This is a genomic window from Metallosphaera sp. D4-4 (genome assembly GCF_046245145.1).
Taxonomy (GTDB): Archaea; Thermoproteota; Thermoprotei_A; order Sulfolobales; family Sulfolobaceae; genus Metallosphaera; species Metallosphaera sedula.
Window position 1 is genome coordinate 1,889,806 of the sequence record NZ_CP176412.1, and the last position, 18,043, is coordinate 1,907,848.

The following is an 18,043-nucleotide window of genomic DNA, read 5'->3' on the forward strand; positions in this document are numbered from 1 at the left end:
GGTCCAGACTTGACGACGTGTTATGACACAAACACTTCAAATTAAATAACTATAGATTAATTAATCAACGAACTCCACAGACTCCTCCCGAATACCTTCAAGTTCCTTCTCCCTTCTAAATAGGGCCTTTATTCCACGGGCCTTCGCGGTGGCAATAGAGAAACAATCGGAGAGGGAGATTGCATGCTTACACTTACACAGAGATACCTCCCTATATATCTTCTTGGAAACGCCAACGACGCTGAAGTAGCCGGACTTTACTACACTATTAACAATTTCCTCTGCCCTCTGAGCACCTAGTCTTCTGCAGAGAACGTAATATACCTCTGTAAGGTTGACCACATTAATCACCGGATCGATCTCCTCATTCCTTACCCTACGGTACAGATCCTCAAGTTCCCCTTGCAGTAAGGAGATCAAGACCCCTGAGTCAAAGACCAAACTTCCTCTTAATTCTCTCCTCATCCCCTCTCCTCTCCCTTAACAATTCCCCATACAGGTCCTCGTTCCTCAATATCCCAAAGATTCTGTCCAAGAGCTGAGGGTCCTTAGAGTGCATACCCCTGTTTTCTCTTATTAGATACTTGATAGTATCATCTAGAGAGAACTTCCTCCCATATCTCCTCTCGAGCTCTCCACGAATCCTTATGAGCTCCTGCTTGGTGTTTTCCCTGATCTTAATGGATGCTAATTTTTCCACAATTACCACTTTTTCCACCTAGTATAAAAGCTATCAGAGTTAGCGGGACGTAAGCCATAATGGGATTCCTTTATCCTCGAGGACTTGCCTATAACCTTCGCAATTTAGTAATTTTGGAGGACATAACACCTTAGTCCAACTTTGCTCCCTCGAACCATATTGCCTCATTGACGGAACACCTAGCGACGAGGCTCCCAGTTAAATGGAGATGAATAATGATAGAAATAAACAACGAGCCACAATATCAACCTCAAAACTCAAACCTGGTTCCTGCCAGTGGGAAATACTTATAATATAGTATTACACACACTAGTATTAGTGAATTGCTTTGGCTAAAAAAAGAACTACCAATGACATTATAAGGGACATGCTTCAGCTTGCACAGAGTGGGATAAGGAAAACAAGCCTTATGGCAGGAGCAAGAATTAGTTTTGATCTTTTGAAAAAATATCTCTCACTCCTGGAGGCTTGGAACCTCATAGAGGAAAAGGATAGAATGCTGTACCTAACTCCCAAGGGAATCATGGCTCTTAATCTACTGAATAGACTTGCCTCCATCAAGGAGGAGGAAGCTAGACTTGAAAGAGAGATAGAGGAATTGATCCCTGTCAGTGAAATCACCCCTCAGTCACCACTTGACAGGGTAAAGGAGATTCTGGCGAGGAATGGAATCTCATATAGGGAAATCAACAACTCAGTGTTTGTCGCAAACCTTGAAATATGCGAGGAAAATGACTGCGGTAAAGGGTACATATTCGTTTCTAGACCTCGAGTAATACTTGGAAAGAAATTCCTTGTTTACAGTGACGGCAAAAGGGTTCAGATACTGAAAAACGATGAAAGCTCCATCAAGAGAATTCTTGGAATTGAACTTGCACATGAATGAGGGAAAGCCTAAAACTATTTTGATTGGATCTTCCCCAAGGAATAGGTTTTCCTGAGCGCGAGAGCTCTTATTCTTCCATCTTCATCCTCGTTCCTTATCACTGACTGAAGTATGGGTAGTGCCTTCAGGCTGGAGGTCTCGGCTAGTGCCTCAACAGCTGACGACCTTACCCTAGGTAACCTATCCCTCACAAGGACTGAGAGGGGATCTACAGCCCTGTCCCCAAACTTCCCCAACCACCTTGTGGCACTCTCCCTAACTGGGAAGCTCTCCCCCTTGAACGCCTTCTCCAGGATGAAGTCGTAGTTCTCCTGAGATCCAAACTGGGCCAATGCCTCTAGGACTGCGGACCTTACCACGTCTAGATGACTGTCCTCTGCGTAGTATCTCTTCACTTCCTCCTGATATTTCTGAATACCTATCTTACCAATACTCCTTATTAGCTCCGCCTTTACGTAGTAGTTTTCCTCTCTCCTGAGCATGGAGATGGCAAGCTCCGCTGCCCTCTCGTCGTACTTAAACTCGGATAAGGCCTTAGCTATACCTCTTCTGGCCTTTGGGTTTGAGAGTCTATGAGAGGATAGTTCATTTAACGCTTCCTGCGTCTTGATTTTCCCAAGGCTTACAGCAGCCTCATACGCAACTCCCCAGAAGCCGTCATCCAACAGCCTTCCCAAAGCCTTTATGGCCTTCTCGTCCGTGTACTTGGATAATCCCTTTGCAGATCTAATTCTGCACATGATGCTGGGGTCTTCAGTCTCAGAGACGAGCATTTCCTCCGGTTGATTATCATTGACCACGGCAAATACCTTGAACTCGGGGTCAACGCAGACATACCTCAGACTGGGCACGGGTATCTCTACCCTTGCAGATGTCATCTTCACTTTCCTAATCTCCGCCGTAGAATTACTGACTATCTTGAGCTCGAGTTCCAGGGGATAACTAGGTTCACTCTGTTCCAGGACCACTACAGGGGTTTCATTGTACTGAATAGAGACCGTGAGCTCTGGATGGCCTGCGGAATACACGTAAAGATCGAAGAACTGCGAAAGGTCCTGTCCAGAGACCCTCTCCATGGATTTCCTGAAGTCCTCCGTATCCACGGATTTACCTGTATGCTGTTCCAGGTAAGTCCTGATACCTTCCCTGAAGATCTCGTCTCCCAGTGCGTTTCTTAACGCATGAAGAACTAGAGCTCCCTTCTGGTACGTATGCCTGTCAAAGAGTTCATCAGGCCACTTATAGTATCTACTCACAATGGGCCTCGTGTACTCCTCGGTCTCCTCAAGGTAGGTTTTCAATTTCGTGTACATGTCATAGAGAAACTCCTCTCTTCCCTTATCGGCCTCAGTGAATAGGGCCTGAAAATATGTTGCGAAACCCTCATTTAACCAGATATTTGGCCAATCCTTGGTGGTAACAAGATCCCCAAACCATTGATGGGCCAATTCGTGAGCGATTAGGGAATCCGCACTATACTCTGCGTCTGCCCTCCTATCGTGCAACACCCTCCAAGTTAAATGGGTACTGGTTATATACTCCATTCCTCCGTTCATTCCAAAGAGCACAACCTGGGCGTATCTCTTGAATGGGTAGGCAACCCCTGTATAACTAGAGAAGAATTTCATGGCCCTCCTTGTGCTCTCCAGGTTCCAGAGGTAATCCTCAAAACCCTTGGGTAGATAATACTCCAGGACGACGCCGTCCACTTGTTCCTTAAACGTCGAGAACTCTCCCACAGCAAGGCTAGTTAGATAAAACGAATGTGGAAAGTCCATTACCCAATGGTACTCAACCCAATCTCCCAAGTCTCTAACTTCCCTTAACTCCCCATTGGATACAGCCATGAGTGGTTTCTTTACCTGAACGTATAACTCGGTCTTGGTCTTCATCGTAGGTTCCGCGAGGGAGGGTATCCAGTAGATGGGGTTCTCGGTCTCACCGGTAGTGGAGACTTCGCTCATTTCTTCGAGTCTCTGAACCGAACCCATTAAGGAGGCGGAATAAGACATGGTCAACGAGTTGGGACCAGAGTCTACATCAAACCTGAACGTGTTACCATCATAGTAATACGTTGCCCTTCCGTTGACTGAGAACTCCTTCACGGTAAAATGCCTTCCGTTCAGAATCATCTGTCCCTTCCTGCATTCCATGGACAGGTTCGCCTTACCCTCTAGCTTATTCCCATCTACCTTGAGGAAATAGGTGGCAGAGTTAATAGTACAAGGGTAATTTTCCGGGTAATGCTTTTCGTGCTCCTTTAGAACATATCCTTTCCCGATTCTCACCTGCTCCATTTCCCTGGCTGGAACGTAGCTCATGAAAGTCTTGTATGGCTCCTCGATTAAAACTGTTGCCTTCGTGAGGAGAAATAAGAATTACTATAAATATTTCTTATAAAGCAGAAATCATTTAAGCCTTTCTGAAAGGTTTTACGAGGATATCTATCACTAACCTAACGAATAGGAAATGTTGAGCTTATATAGTAACAATGGTTAAGAAGGAATGTAACTCTTTATTAACGATTAGTTAAACAATATTAAGATGTATCCTGCACAAGTTGGGTATTACAAACCAGATTCTGTGAATGAGGCCCTGGATTTTCTCGAAGGCAATGAGGCGAAAGTTCTAGCGGGTGGACAAAGCCTCATACCCATGCTGAAACTGAGGATCCTGAAGCCCAGGTACCTCGTGGACATTGGAGACCTTGGTGAGCTGTCCTTTATACGTGAGGGAGAGACCACATCCATTGGTGCCACCACACGACACAGGGAGCTAGCATCTAGGAAAATACCGGGACTTGAGATTATTCAGGAGACTGCGTCTAAGGTTGGGGATATCCAAGTTAGGAACATGGGGACTGTGGGAGGAAGTCTAAGCAACGCAGACCCTTCCGCTGACTACCCTGCACTTTTCACGGCGCTGGACGCCACCATGGTCATCAGGTCAAGGAGGGGGACGAGGGAAGTAAAGGCTGGAGAGTTCTTCAAGGGGGCATTCACCACTGCCCTGGAACCTTCAGAGGTTCTGGAGCAGGTCAAGGTTAAGGCCTTTAAGGGATATAAGCAGACCTACAAGAAACTGGTCAGAAGAGCAGGGGATTATGCCCTAGTAGGACTGGCTCTCCTCCTCAAGATGGAGGCAGGTGAGGTAAAGGACGTTAGAATTGCATTTACGGGGGTAGGGGATAGGCCCCACAGACCCCTTGAGGCTGAGAACGCCCTGAAGGGAACAAAGCTCAGTGATAGTGACATCTCGAAGGCCACAGAGCTTGCTGTGGCCGGGGTAAATCCCCCGTCTGATTCAAGGGGGTCCTCATCCTATAGAAGGGAGGTCATGAAGAGGTTATTAAGAAACACATTGGAGGAGATGAGACGTGAAGGTTGAACCGGACCAAAGGGTTAAAATAAGGGTAAAGGTAAACGGTGTATATTACGAGGACGAGGTTGAGCCTAGGAAATTGCTCGTGGATTTCCTAAGGGAAAACCTCAACCTTACGGGAACCAAGATAGGCTGCGACACCTCAACCTGTGGAGCCTGCACCGTCCTGGTGAACGGGAAATCAGTTAAGTCCTGCACAATGCTTGCCGTTCAAGCCAACGGCAAGGAGATTACCACGATCGAAGGACTGTCAAGTGATTCGAAACTGAGCCCAGTGCAACAGGCGTTTAAGGACAACTTTGCTCTTCAGTGCGGTTTCTGTACCGCAGGGATGATAGTTCAGGCCCATTACATCCTTTCGGAAAAGAAGGAACTCACAGAAGAGGAGGTAAGGGACATGATACACGGTAACATCTGCAGATGCACCGGGTATCAGAACATAGTGAACGCAATATTAGACGCCTCTAGGAGGATGAGAGCATGAGTTACGCAGGTAAGGCCGTAAAAAGACTATATGACGATAAGTTTGTAACTGGTAGAAGCACCTACGTTGATGATATCAAGGTAAATTCGTTATATGCCACCTTCGTGAGGAGCAATGTTGCTCACGGAGTCATAAAGAGGATACATAGGGACGACGCCCTGAGGATGAGGGGTGTCGTAGCAGTATTCACTGGGGAGGAGCTTAATCAGATCATTAAGGGAGGAATAGGTCCATGGACCACTTACATCGATCCAAGGCCATGGAAGATCCCGCTATGGAGATTCGCTCAGGGTGAAACCAAGTATAACGGTGAACCCATTGTCATGGTAATTGCCCAGGACAAGTACACTGCCAGGGACGCTGCCGAGGCAGTTAACGTGGATATAGAACCCCTTGATGCCGTAGTTGACATGGAGAAGGCAAAGGAGGATAAGATCCTTGTACATAAGGAACTCGGAACCAACTTCGGATACGTTGGAGACTTCAATGCAGGGGACGCTGAAAAGGCACTCTCAAGTGCGGATAAGAGGGTTGAGGTGGAGATAGCTAATAATCGTCTTATTCCATCCCCCATGGAGCCTAGGGGAATTGTGTCCCAGTATGATGGGGCAAATCTCACCATCTGGTACTCAACACAAATACCCCATTTCGCTAGGTCAGAATTCAGCAGGATCTTCAACATACCCGAAAGCCGGATCAGGGTAATAATGCCCGATGTGGGAGGAGGTTTCGGAAGTAAGGCTCACATACTATCGGAGGAGCTCGCGGTAATCGCTGCGTCCATAAGGCTAGGGAGGACAGTTAGATGGACAGCAACAAGGACGGAGGAGATGATTGCCGCCAACTCGAGGCATAACGTGTTCAGAGGCGAAATAGGCTTCAAGAATGACGGTACCCTCGTGGCAATTAAGGGAACTCTCGATGTTGAACTTGGAGCTTACCTAACCTATACAGAGGGACTACAGCCAACCATTATCCCGCCAATGATTCCAGGTCCCTACAGGGTGAGGGATTTGGCCATAAGGAGCAGGGCAATATACACCAATACCATACCTATCACCATGTACAGAGGAGCCAGCAGACCCGAGGCGACCTTCATCATTGAGAGAATAATGAGTACGGTGGCTGATGAACTCAAGATGGACGACGTTGAGGTGAGGATGAGGAACCTCGTGAGGGAGGACCAAATGCCCTACACTAACCCATTCGGCCTTAAGTATGATACAGGTGATTACCCAACCCTGCTCAAGGAAGGCGTGAAAGTTCTCGAGTACCAGAAGCTGAAGGAATGGGCAGAGAATGAAAGAAAGAGGGGTAAGAAGGTTGGCGTTGGCCTAGCCTACTACCTTGAGATATGTGGTTTCGGACCATACGAGTATTCAGAGACTAGGGTGAACGAAGACGGTAGCGTTATAGTGGCCATTGGAGGTACGCCACACGGCCAAGGTACGGAGACGGCAATAGCTCAGCTGGTAGCTGATGAGCTCCAGATACCCATAGAGAGGATTAAGGTTACTTGGGGAGACAGTGAGGCTATTCCAGCCGGTACAGGCACTTACGGGTCTAGAACTTTGGCCATAGCTGGAAGCGCAGCAATTACCTCAAGCAGGCAAGCCCTCGAGAAGATGAAACGCGTGGCAGCCAGGTCCATGAAGGCTGACGTAGAGGAAATAGAGTATAGAAATGGAGAGTTCGTGCACAAGAAGGAGGGCAAGAAGATGAGCTGGGATGCTGTGGCGAGGGAGGCGTACTCGGGGAAAGAACCTGGAATTTCAGCAAGCGTTATGCTCGAGGGAGATGTGACATTCCCATATGGAGTGCATGTGGCGGTAGTTGAGGTTGACGATTACGGTATTGCAAGGGTGAAGGAATATAGGGCCTATGACGATATTGGTAGGGTCATAAACCCTGCATTGGCTGAGGGTCAGGTACATGGAGGAGGAACGCAGGCTGTGGGTCAGGCGCTCTATGAACTGGCTATCATCAACGAGAATGGTCAATTAGCGGTGACCTATGCGGACTATTTCGTCCCAACAGCTGTGGAAGCACCTAAGTTCAAGAGCTACTTCGCAGAGAAATATCATCCTTCAAACTATCTTACCAAGAGCAAGGGAGTTGGTGAGGCATCCCTCATTGTGGGACCGGCTGCCATAGTAAGGGCCATAGAGAACGCAACAGGAAAGAGATTTAACAAGACGCCGGTCACTCCTGAGGATATCCTAAGTTAACCTCTTTTTCCCTCATGTGACCGGAGCTCTCCCCTTATGAGTTCTTGAAGAAAAACGTGTTTTTCCTGATACTTTACCTCTGTTTACCCTAGAGGCCAAGTTATTCGTAGCCCTTAGGACACTTAACCAATAGTGTCGCTTCACGGTATTTTACGCAACGACGCCATGTAAACATGAATACATAAATAACTACTTTCATAGACATTTTCTCATGATTGTATTTCGTTTTGTCTTGTTTATCTCAAATATAGCAAAACTTATAAGATCAAACATTCTATAATTACTTGTGATAAGATGAAGCTCAAGGAAATCTGTTCGTGCACCGCTCTGGCGGTAATTGGAGTCCTAGTAATGGTGGCAGGTCTACTGGGTAAGATTGCCTATTTCAGCAACTCGCCCGATGCACCCCTATACATAGGTATCCTGCTGTTAACCGTTGCGTCCTTTATAGGACTCTCCACGAAATCGCCTGAGAATAGGGAGGAACCCTGGCCTTAAACGGGGTTAAATTAGAGTTATTCTTAAATAGAACGAATAATGGAGTCGAAACTTTTTTATAATACCTTTGTCAGTATAATTTAGAGACTATGAAGAGCCTAAAGGGAACTAAAACAGAGGAAAACTTTAAACATGGTTTCATGGGCGAATCCATGGCAAACAGAAGGTACCTATACTTCGCTAAGAGAGCAGACGAGGAGGGATACCCCGAGCTAGCTCAACTCTTAAGGAGCATCGCTGAAGGTGAGACAGCACACGCTTTCGGACACCTAGATTTCATAAGACAGGGAGGATCAGTGGACCCGGCCACTGACAAACCCATAGGCACAATAGAGCAGATGCTGGAGTCTGCCATAGCGGGAGAGACCTACGAGTGGACCCAAATGTATCCAGGCTTCGCCAAGACAGCTAGGGAAGAGGGATTTGACGAGGCTGCAGAGTGGTTTGAAACCCTAGCCAGGGCTGAGAAGAGCCACGCTGAAAAGTTCACAAACGCTCTCAAGATGTTGAAAGGGAGCTAAATTGTACACCCTAAACAAAGATAATCCCGCTTTTTTTGACTCCTCAAAGTTACAATCTGAATTTATCAGGCAAGCTACTATATGTCACGGTTGTAGGTTATGCTTCAATTACTGCCCTGCCTTCCCGAAGATGTTCCAGTACACGGATAAGAAGGGTCCTTCCAAGCTAACTTTGGAGGACTTATTCGACGTAGCCTCTGATTGTTTCCACTGCAACATGTGTTACGTGAACTGTCCCTACACCCCACCCCACGAGTTTAACATGGATTTTCCCCACCTAATGGCGTGGGCGTGGCTCTATTACAAGAGCAAGACAGGGCTAACCCTAAGGGATAGATTGTTCGAGATGCTGGACACTGCAACCCTTGTTAGGCCAATTGCTAAGAAGTTCCTGGAGGGCGGGAAGCAGTTCATGGGGATCAGCCCCGACGCTCCTCCCCTTAGACTGGCTGACAGAAGTTTCCTGAAAACAGTTAAGCCCAAGAAGATTGAGAAACCAGTTGCGAAGGTCGTTCTTTTCCACACCTGTCTAGTGGAGAACTTCTATCCCGAGATAGGTGAGGACGTGGTCGAGGTCCTAAATGCGCTCAACATTGAGGTAGTCACTGATAACTTTGCTTGCTGTGGCGCTCCCATGTTGGACGTGGGGGATGCAACTCAACTTAAGAAAAACGCTGAGAAGAACTTCAAGATGCTGAAGGAATACATGGATAAGGGCTATGACGTTGTCTCCCCAATACCCACGTGTACGCTCATGTTAACCAAGGAGTACAAGTACATCCTGGACAGGGAGCCAATCAAGGTATATGACATCATGGAATATCTCATGAAGTTGAGGAAGGAGGGCAAGATCAGCTGGAATGGAGAGATTCCAAAGAACGTGTTCTACCATACCCCTTGTCACCTAAAATACCTGAAGGTTGGGCTTCCCGGAGTTCAGGCGATGAGAACCCTGAAGCTCAACGTGGAGATGTCCAACATGGGATGCTCGGGCATAGACGGAGGCTGGGGATTGAGAAATTACAGCAAGGCCAAGGTTGTAGGGGCAAAGATGATGGACGCCTTCGCTAACAGTAAGGCGGATATATTCGCCACGGAGTGCCCGCTCGCTGGTCTTCAGATAGAAAAGGCTTCGGGAAGGAGGGCTGTCCATCCCATCTCACTACTCAAGGAGGTGATCAAAAATAATCCAAGTAAATGAAATACTTCCCTGGTATGAGTACGAGAAAGTGAGGATGGAGAGGGTTAGGAGATCAGCTCAGCTGAAGAAGGGTAGAAGGATAGAGCTTGGGGACAGGATGTCAATTCTCTTTGAGAACAAGGATACTGTACTTCAGCAGATCCAGGAGATGGTATACCTTGACAAGTTGAGCAAGCCTGAGGATATAAAGAGGGAAATAGATATTTACAGTTCGCTCTTACCCTGCAATGGCAAGATCAAGGCAAGCCTATACATATATGCGGAGAACGAGGACGATCTAAGGAAGGTATTCAAGACCCTTCCAAAAATCTACGACAGCATCTTCATGAAAGTGGGCAACAAACTGATCAAGGGCGAACCAGAGGCAGGAAGGGAACAGGGAGAGGAATTCAGCACGGTCCAGTTCCTAACATTTGACCTTGAGAACTCAAGGGACACCAACATGGAAGTCCTCGTAATACATGAAAACTACAGGGTGAACGCGAAGGTAGATGAGGCACTAGCCAAAAAGCTCATAGAGGAAGCCTACTCTGAGTGCTAACTTTAAGCCCTACTTCTGCAATTGACAATCCATAACTTTTCTTGAAAGATTAAAACTTTTCTAGTTACTGCTTATATTCTTCAAGATAAGTTCATACAATAGATCTAGAGTGAAGACAAGACCAATAATAAGTTACGCTGTTGCCACTTACGTGTTCGTCCTACCTTCATTCCTTGTGAATTTTCTGGGGCTATCCCCCCTTCAATCTTTCCTGATAATCTCTATTCCCTATGGCGGGAGGCTAGCGGGTTCAATCTTGTTCGCCAGGTTCGGACACACGTTGAGTTTGGCAGAGTTTTACAAGCTAATGTTGGGGGCATCCGCATCCCTTTCACTACTTTCAGCACTTTTGATTAGTTTCCCTGCTGAAATCACAATAAGGTTAATTGTGGGAGTGATCTTCGGTTTAATGTCGTCCATGGCAATGTATGAGGCAATGGAGATAAACGATCGGAAGGTCATTGGTGGGACTTTAGGGGGTTGGGCCATTGGCTGGACACTTGCTGGGATAACCTCAATGATACTGAAGTCCTGGACTTTGGCCATATCAACGGGAGCCTTATCGATCCTACTTTTGCCACTGATATCTAGAGGAGACATGAAGATTAGAAAGAGCAAAGCAGGGATACCCTCTCCTCTGGGCGTGTTGACCTATTTGTTGTCATTTGTTCCAGCGTTTTCCTTATCGTTGGCGCCATACTTCCTAGAGATAAATGGGTACTCGTGGGATATCGTATTAATATCATACGTGATGGCCATACCCATGTACTTCGTTTTACCAGCCCTGAGCAGGAAGATTAATCCAGGGGTATTAACAGTGATTGTGGCCGGGATAGCCTCTATCTCAGGCGTCCTCTTTTTTGACGGCTACGTCTATTTCCTGTTACCCTTCACCATGGCAGGATTAGGCCTAAACTCCATTACTCCCGTGATTGCCAGAAGGTACGGAATTAATTCCACCAACTCGGGGATCGCCATAAACTCCGCGGCCCTTGGAGGAGTTGTCTACCCTGTTATCCCATCAATGATGGACTACTCCGACTTTTCCATAATAGTGGGCGCTAGCACGTTCGCCATATCATCCCTTGTTGTAGATACAAAAAGGAAAGCTACTCAAGTAACTTCTTAAGAGTATATCCTAGAACTCCAAATAGGATAGCGTTCATAATTCCGAACATCAAATAGGAAACTTCTACTAGTTGAGTAGTGGAATAGGGAGAGAATGGTACTGTTGGAGAAGAATAGACTGGGAAGCCAAGTATTAATAGTATTGCAAGAGTTGTATCTCCAATCATATAAAGTACGAATAAAGAACCCTTCATGATCTTACCCATTTGCCTCATTGAACCTCCCAATAGTATGCCTCCCACGACCGTTAGGGAATAGTCCAGAAATGTCCAGGGCAGGCTCACTCCAGATTCCACAAAGAAATAGGGCAAATGAAATATGATAGGAGGTATTACTGCGGGGATAGCTAAAAGCTTGTTAAATCTGAAAAGCCCTAATCCCGCTAAGGCACCTGCAAAGTACAGGGAATAATGGGAGGCCATGAGAACTAGGGGATTCTTAGGCAAAGCCTCGAGCGTGAAGGGGTTTACAGTGAGAACTATCAAGGCAACTGAAGCCATAACATAAAAAACCTTTGACTTGGAATTTAACAAGACCCTCACCTAACATAAACTATGTAATGATAAAGCTGGATGGCCACACCCCATAGGAACAGGAGTATACCTAGATCCATTCCAGCGTAGGTAGCCTGTGGTCCCACACTTGGAAGTTTCCACATTATTGCAGCCTGTATAGCCGTTACCACTAGAATTGCTGGAAGGGCAAACAAGGCAATTGTTTTCCTAAACTTAACCTCCTCCCATGTCATTGTACCCGCGGGCTTGGCAACTTTAACCCTCATTCCAGAGGCCATCCTATACACCATGTAAACAGCTAATGCCCCAAAGGGTATCATCATTATCATGTTAATCATGGCAGGGTGCATTAACCAAACTCCGAAACTGCCGGCGAACAGTAGCGAGGCTATTGCAGTTCCAAGGATTGAGGTTGGTCCAATTTTTGGAACAGTTTCTGGTGCATTAAGAGAAGGTGCTGACTTTGAGCTTTTTTGTCTACCTGTAGCAAGAATAACAAGACCTATTATTACCGCTGGGATTCCGAGAATCTCCACCTGTTGGCTAGTTGGGGCTGGAACTCCTGGAGCTAGGTATCCCCATACGCTTAACTCTATGAGGGACACCCACGCTACGGTCATTATCCACGTCCAGAACTTCCTGTTCCTCAGGAACATGTATTCGCTGTTCTCAAAGAAGGGCATTAGAATCAGCACCATTAGAATAACCACTAGTATTGAAAGTGCCTGAGCTGGACTCATGGCCTGTCCATTGGGAAGCTCAAAGTCCACAAACTTGTATAGGAATAGGAAGAACCAAGGTGGGTAGGGTTGTGTGGAAAGAGCCGCTGCGGTCCCGGGTTCAGGTGCAGGGTAAGGATTGATCACAATGGGTAGGCCGTTGATGTTAGCCAGCAGATCTGGGATAAACAGGATAATTCCCCAGGTCATCAGCACGATTGATAGCATGTAAACCACGTTCCTGGGCCACCACTCGTTGAACTTAGACCACTCCTCCTTTGTGTAATATGCTGGAACCTTGGGCTTTTCCTTAGCAGAGGGAGTCATACCGTATCTCTCTGACATGAGGAAGTGAACACCAAATAGAAGGCCTATCAGGAACACCATGATGATGTGCCAGCCAAGAAGCCTATCAAATAGCTGCGATTTAACCAGTGGGTTACTGGCTGTAGCTGCGTCACCTCCGGGTCCAAATAGCCAATTTGCAATAGTGGAAGCACCTGGGAACCCAGTTCCCACAAGAAGGCTTTCCCCGATGTTTATTGCATTGACTCCCAGTACGTCGCTCACGAGGCTATAGCCAAAGAATGAAGCACCCATGGTCAGAGCGAGTAACAAAACTCCAGTAACCCATTGCAGTTCCCTAGGCTTTTTATAAGCTCCCTTATAGAAATTCCTAAACATGTGGATATACGCTAGGATGATCATGATGTAAGCTCCATAAAGGTGACTGAAAAGGAGGACCGACCCATAGGGCACAGTATTAATTATCGCCTGTGTCTGAGGGTAAGGATTAGCTGGCATATAGTAAAGTAGAAGGAAGAGCCCGGTGATTACAGTGTAGATAAAAGCAGCTGAGACCATGGCACCAAGCCAGTAGGAAATGTTATACATGTAGTCGGGGGTCTTAAAGAACGGAGCCTCAGTTACCCCTACCCTATCAAGAATTTGATCTATTAGACCCTTCTTTTTTTCCTGTGAAGTTTCAGTCATTTATCTCACCCTTCTTAGTTCGGAAGATTTTCCATAAACACTGTTATTAAGCTTAAGTTTAAGATTATCAAAAAATTCTCCCTTTTTGTCATTTTGACCTGTGGCTAAGGAGATCGAAGGAGTAGATGATCCAGATCCAGATGAAACGCTTACTGTCGTAGTGGGAGAGTAAGTTAGGAACTCCACCAATGCCGACCCTACTGCCATAACTATACCCGCAATCCCTATCTCTGCTAGAAGTGAAATTGAAAGATTGTATGGGTAGAAGGTTGTGGGATAAGCTATAACCCTTCTTAGCATCCCCATGTAGCCTTCCATGCTCATGAGGTAACCAACTATCACGAAGGGAATGGTCCACACAAGTATGCCCGCGTTTATTAGCCTTGTTGCCGACTTGCTGTAGTCAAATCCTGGCCTCACAGTTCTGAGAACGTCTAGGAAAACTGCAGTGAATCCCATGAGTATCAGGGTCCAGATAACGAGGTGGAAATGACCTACGACGTAGTAAGTATTGTGGACTATGGGATTGATGGGAAACATGGGAAGAGGAACTGCCTGAACTCCGCCTAGAATAAACCCTATGAGCGCCATTAAGGTCGCCATTCCCACTGGATCCTTGTAGTTATACCCCTTGCTCGTTAGAACCGTCAAACCAAGGTTAAGCACCGTTAAACCTGAACCAGAAGCCAACACCAAGGTCGACAGGTTTATCCATAGCCTCACCGGGACCGGAATTGGGAAGGTCTGGAGGTGATGAACCCATATCAACATGGAACCAATGGCCAAGAGGTAAATGTTCCACCTTGCCCACTTTTCGCTGAATAGGGGCCTCCCTGAAAACTTGGGAACAAAGTAGTAAAGTGCACCGAACAGAGGGAAAGGCACATAATACACTACGGGGTGACCGTAGAACCAGAAAAGCACTAGCCATAGTAAGGTGTTGATTGGGACCCCTGCTAGAATGTTAAGGGTATACCACAACTCACCCGCAGTTAACGCTGGTAAAGTTAACGCAATAATGACCGCGAAGGCTACACCGTAGGCTGAGAATATCCCCAGTTTCTGTCCCTTGGGTTTGGTCGCATAGGCATCGCTTACTAAGTTAACAGTGGCAATGGTCTGAGCCAAGGAGCTTAAGGCCAAGGCGAGATAGGCTATACCCATTAAGGCCCCGTGATAGTTTAGAAAAGCATGAAAGTTGGAGTTGTCCTCCACAGCCAGGGGCGGGTACATGTACCACCCCATGTCTGGTCCTCCGAGGAGAGCGAAGATGAGACCTGCGTTGGCCAGCCAAAACATCCCACTCATCAATTTTGTTCTCCTGATGCTCATTCCATCCTTGTACATAGAGTAAGCTATCACGGATATCGCAGCGAAGGGCACTAGCCCCAGCATGGCTGACCAGCCATGAAGGGTTAAGAAGGCATAGTAAGTGACTCCAACCTCAGGACTGTTAGAAGGATAGGTTAGGTAGGTCCTGAGGTTCATAGCTGCCATACCTACTACCGCTAGCCACGCCAGGGAACCGGCAAAGTATTGCCATATGACCCCAGAGGTAGTCGATGGGAAAAGCACTTTCTTTATATTAGAGGCAGAAAAAATACTAAGGTAATTGGAAACCATTTTTAAAATATCTTTAACTTGAAAACTCATTTACACCACCTCAAGGGTACCGGTCATATATGAGAAATCATAACCAGCCAATTCTGGTTCCCTCCAGGTGTAATTTCCTGGTTGGTTGGGTGCCACGAAGTAGACGTAACTGGGTTCTCCTGGTATGGCGTTAACATTCACCACTCCGTCCGGAAGTCTTATGAAGAATCCCGTGATCACCTGAGGCGAGTTTAGAATAATGGTGATAGGTTCACCAGGTTGCGCAACTATCACGTTGGGATGAAAGACGTCAGAGAAGCTTCCGTTCTGCTCAGCCGTCATGTTCACCACTAGAATTCCGTTTATTACCTCTGACGTATGATTAGTTGGAGGCGACTTTTCAAAGGTTAAAACGGCTTGCTGGGCCTGAGCTGGCAAGCCCGAGAAGAGAGGTAACCCATACCTTATACTTGTGCTGGACCCGTTAGTCACCTCTATGACTGACCATGAGAAGAAAACTGCAACCATGACTAGCATCACAATAAACCATGCGAGCTCCGCGTGATGGGCTATCTTTTCCTTAAAATCAGCCAATCTTTAACACCCTTTTATCATTCTAAAATGATGGAGAAACCCCCTTTTTAACTTTTCTATTTTAACTTAATTTAAGTTTAACTTGCTTACCTTTTTATCTTTTAAAAATAGTTTTAACAAAAACGTAAATTAACTAAATGTTACTTCAGGTTTATCATGGTTAGTTATGTATTTTTATTTTGTTTTCATGAGAAAGATCAAGAGAGATAAATTTGATAAGATCTATTATAACAAAATATTTAAACCTTTCACTCAACAAACATTTAATGTGATAGTTATGGGTAGGCATTTCGCGCTGAAGAGGGACGATTTCATTTTTGCCACAAGATTGATAAGGAAGATGCGAGATCCCAAGACGAAGTTCGACGAGAAAAAGTTTGCTGAGAAAGGGAGAGATTACCTATATAATTACGCCGAGGAAAAAGTAGGTCCATTAAGCCCTGGAAGGAGGATGTTCCTCAAGGGAATACTTATTGGGATAGGCGCGCTTGCGGTAGCTAGCGCAGTCCCCGTCATCTCCTATCTTAATCAGCCCCCTGTCTACATCAAAAACTTTCCATGGATAATTATAGTCGATTCTGATGGCAACCCCATTGAGGCGTCTAATCTGCAGGTCAACGATCCCTCCATCCTGTTGTTCCAGTATCCTATGGAGGGAGACATAACCTTCCTCATAAACATGGGTGACGCAAACGACAATCCTGTGGCGATTCCCTCAACTAATGTTGTGATTCCCGAGGATGGTAGCACCTATACCTTCCCTGGAGGGGTAGGACCTCACAACTCCATCGTCGCGTTTAGCGCAATATGTCAGCACCTAGGTTGTCAGCCCCCTGAGATTCATTTCTATCCGCCCAAGTACCTTGCTCCGGGAGGTGTAACTCCCAACTATCTTCCACCCGTTGCGTACCAGGCAGCACAAAATGCAGGTGCACCCTCCGTGATACATTGTGACTGCCACGGTTCCACCTATGATCCTTCCAAGGGAGCCGCAGTCCTGACGGGGCCAACTCAGAGACCTCTACCCTATGTCGAGCTCTACTGGGACCAGAATACAGATTACCTTTACGCTGTAGGAATGAACCTAAAGGCTCCAGTAATCATGGGACAGCCCTCAGACCTAGCGAGCTTCGCATATTTATCCTCGTATAATGAGCAAACTGGTTGTCCAAAGATGCTCTTGAGCAAGGGCCAGACTCCATCTCAGTGCTATTCAAAGCTTAATAACGAGGGAGACACATTCTCCTCCTAAGGTGAGAAAATGACTAAGTTAGGGTTTATGATATTGGCCATGATATTTGGAGGAACTGCGGGCATAGCGTTTTTCATAGCCTATAACATGATATGGAACACATCGCCCATAAGGTGAGCCAGTTGAACGACAAAATGATAGCCCTAATCACATCCGTGGGTATCATTTTCTTCATTCTTCTATCAATCCCTCTCAACATATTCTCGGGAATCTCCCTAGGGAACGGTATTACAATTGAGATTGCGGTTTCGCTTTACATCCTGTTGATGTCAGGTATCTTTATTGTTGTTTTCAAAAGATTTAGTTAATTTTTCCACGCTTGTCCAACCACTTTTGCTATGCAAACTTTATTAGATTAAAGATTTACCTAAATTATGTGAGAGTTATGAGTCTCGAGACCAGAGTGTACAAGCTAATGGATCTGGTGGCTCGACACAACTACGTCACAGGGCTCTCGATGTTAGAGATACTTACCCTAATAGGCCTATACTCAGCGGGAATGGGGATACCCATCTTCAACCTTGGATTAGCTGGGGCAGCAATTACAGCCCATATATACGGCGCAATTACTGTGGCAGTGCTTAGCATTATCATTTTAGCGGCAGCCATGAGAACCAACGAGTTCAAACTAAAGGCAATATCTCTCTTTAACGTCCTGTTTGTGCTCGTGGCTGCCTTTGAGGGACTCTTCTATTTCGGAGGCTTCGTGGATCCGTCTTATGCCCTTGGAATGGCTGTGGGCTTCGTGGGAACACTTTTCACGACGTCGGGAATCCTCTTCTACTGTTTATCTCACTGAAAGATAACAT

Annotated in this window: 19 protein-coding genes; 12 read left to right on the forward strand and 7 right to left on the reverse strand. The window is 46.3% G+C overall.

The features are described 5' to 3' along the window. Positions 1–60: 60 nt before the first annotated feature. Positions 61–465, reverse strand: a complete 405-nt coding sequence (locus ACI49J_RS10205) for a type II toxin-antitoxin system VapC family toxin (RefSeq protein WP_240254130.1) — start codon at positions 463–465, stop codon at positions 61–63. After that, entirely contained in the window at positions 431–709 is a 279-nt protein-coding gene (locus ACI49J_RS10210; protein ID WP_240254128.1) for a hypothetical protein, read from the reverse strand. The genes ACI49J_RS10205 and ACI49J_RS10210 overlap by 35 nt, the downstream gene beginning before the upstream one ends. A 319-nt stretch (positions 710–1,028) precedes the next feature. Here ACI49J_RS10210 and ACI49J_RS10215 point away from each other — a divergent pair, with 319 nt between their 5' ends. After that, a complete protein-coding gene (locus tag ACI49J_RS10215; protein ID WP_409366366.1) occupies positions 1,029–1,586 on the forward strand; it encodes a winged helix-turn-helix domain-containing protein in 558 nt (185 codons plus the stop codon). A gap of 14 nt (positions 1,587–1,600) precedes the next feature. Here ACI49J_RS10215 and ACI49J_RS10220 read toward each other — a convergent pair whose 3' ends face one another. After that, on the reverse strand, positions 1,601–3,907 hold the full coding sequence (locus ACI49J_RS10220) for a M1 family aminopeptidase (RefSeq protein ID WP_409366367.1): 2,307 nt from the start codon (positions 3,905–3,907) through the stop codon (positions 1,601–1,603). 223 nt (positions 3,908–4,130) lie between these two features. Here ACI49J_RS10220 and cutB point away from each other — a divergent pair, with 223 nt between their 5' ends. The 8 genes from cutB (at position 4,131) to ACI49J_RS10260 (ending at position 11,569) form a co-directional block, all read left to right on the forward strand. Beyond that, positions 4,131–4,973, forward strand: coding sequence for a glyceraldehyde dehydrogenase subunit beta (gene cutB / locus ACI49J_RS10225; protein ID WP_240254123.1), 843 nt, complete (start codon positions 4,131–4,133; stop codon positions 4,971–4,973). Continuing rightward, positions 4,963–5,451 carry a glyceraldehyde dehydrogenase subunit gamma gene (cutC, locus tag ACI49J_RS10230; protein ID WP_011921443.1) on the forward strand — a complete coding sequence of 163 codons (489 nt, stop codon included), beginning with the start codon at positions 4,963–4,965 and terminating at the stop codon, positions 5,449–5,451. Before cutB ends, cutC begins: the two co-directional genes overlap by 11 nt. Further along, positions 5,448–7,679 carry a glyceraldehyde dehydrogenase subunit alpha gene (gene cutA / locus ACI49J_RS10235; RefSeq protein WP_409366368.1) on the forward strand — a complete coding sequence of 744 codons (2,232 nt, stop codon included), beginning with the start codon at positions 5,448–5,450 and terminating at the stop codon, positions 7,677–7,679. The genes cutC and cutA overlap by 4 nt, the downstream gene beginning before the upstream one ends. 294 nt (positions 7,680–7,973) lie before the next feature. Then, positions 7,974–8,177, forward strand: coding sequence for a hypothetical protein (locus ACI49J_RS10240; RefSeq protein ID WP_240254120.1), 204 nt, complete (start codon positions 7,974–7,976; stop codon positions 8,175–8,177). A gap of 89 nt (positions 8,178–8,266) precedes the next feature. Beyond that, the gene (locus ACI49J_RS10245; protein ID WP_011921441.1) at positions 8,267–8,698 is read left to right on the forward strand and encodes a rubrerythrin family protein; all 432 of its coding nucleotides are present in this window, start codon (positions 8,267–8,269) and stop codon (positions 8,696–8,698) included. Between the two features lies 1 nt (position 8,699). Further along, complete coding sequence (locus tag ACI49J_RS10250) at positions 8,700–9,899, forward strand: heterodisulfide reductase-related iron-sulfur binding cluster (protein WP_409366369.1); 1,200 nt, start codon at positions 8,700–8,702, stop codon at positions 9,897–9,899. Between the two features lie 34 nt (positions 9,900–9,933). Further along, positions 9,934–10,440 carry a DUF3501 family protein gene (locus ACI49J_RS10255; protein ID WP_011921439.1) on the forward strand — a complete coding sequence of 169 codons (507 nt, stop codon included), beginning with the start codon at positions 9,934–9,936 and terminating at the stop codon, positions 10,438–10,440. A gap of 109 nt (positions 10,441–10,549) precedes the next feature. After that, positions 10,550–11,569 (forward strand): hypothetical protein, encoded by a 1,020-nt coding sequence (locus tag ACI49J_RS10260; protein ID WP_240254117.1) that lies wholly within the window; start codon positions 10,550–10,552, stop codon positions 11,567–11,569. Here the strand turns inward: ACI49J_RS10260 and ACI49J_RS10265 are convergent. From ACI49J_RS10265 to soxA, 4 genes are read right to left on the reverse strand one after another with little or no spacing between them, the layout of a single operon-like run. After that, complete coding sequence (locus ACI49J_RS10265) at positions 11,550–12,101, reverse strand: DUF1404 domain-containing protein (protein WP_240254115.1); 552 nt, start codon at positions 12,099–12,101, stop codon at positions 11,550–11,552. The genes ACI49J_RS10260 and ACI49J_RS10265 overlap by 20 nt on opposite strands. Positions 12,102–12,106: 5 nt before the next feature. Beyond that, a complete protein-coding gene (gene soxC / locus ACI49J_RS10270; protein ID WP_409366370.1) occupies positions 12,107–13,795 on the reverse strand; it encodes a proton pump complex cytochrome B SoxC in 1,689 nt (562 codons plus the stop codon). Then, positions 13,796–15,418: a proton pump complex quinol oxidase subunit SoxB gene (gene soxB, locus ACI49J_RS10275; RefSeq protein ID WP_409366475.1), complete on the reverse strand. Its 1,623-nt coding sequence runs from the start codon at positions 15,416–15,418 to the stop codon at positions 13,796–13,798. 30 nt (positions 15,419–15,448) lie between these two features. Continuing rightward, positions 15,449–15,925, reverse strand: a complete 477-nt coding sequence (gene soxA / locus ACI49J_RS10280) for a proton pump complex quinol oxidase subunit SoxA (RefSeq protein ID WP_240254448.1) — start codon at positions 15,923–15,925, stop codon at positions 15,449–15,451. A 334-nt stretch (positions 15,926–16,259) separates the two neighbouring features. On the opposite strand from soxA, the gene ACI49J_RS10285 reads away from it, so the two are divergent. The 3 genes from ACI49J_RS10285 to ACI49J_RS10295 all read left to right on the forward strand — a co-directional run bounded on the left by ACI49J_RS10285 (position 16,260) and on the right by ACI49J_RS10295 (position 18,033). Next, complete coding sequence (locus tag ACI49J_RS10285; RefSeq protein ID WP_048060227.1) at positions 16,260–17,234, forward strand: Rieske 2Fe-2S domain-containing protein; 975 nt, start codon at positions 16,260–16,262, stop codon at positions 17,232–17,234. 113 nt (positions 17,235–17,347) lie between these two features. Then, a complete protein-coding gene (locus tag ACI49J_RS10290; RefSeq protein ID WP_374108018.1) occupies positions 17,348–17,542 on the forward strand; it encodes a hypothetical protein in 195 nt (64 codons plus the stop codon). 77 nt (positions 17,543–17,619) lie between these two features. Beyond that, entirely contained in the window at positions 17,620–18,033 is a 414-nt protein-coding gene (locus ACI49J_RS10295; RefSeq protein WP_011921431.1) for a hypothetical protein, read from the forward strand. The last annotated feature ends 10 nt before the right edge of the window (positions 18,034–18,043 follow it).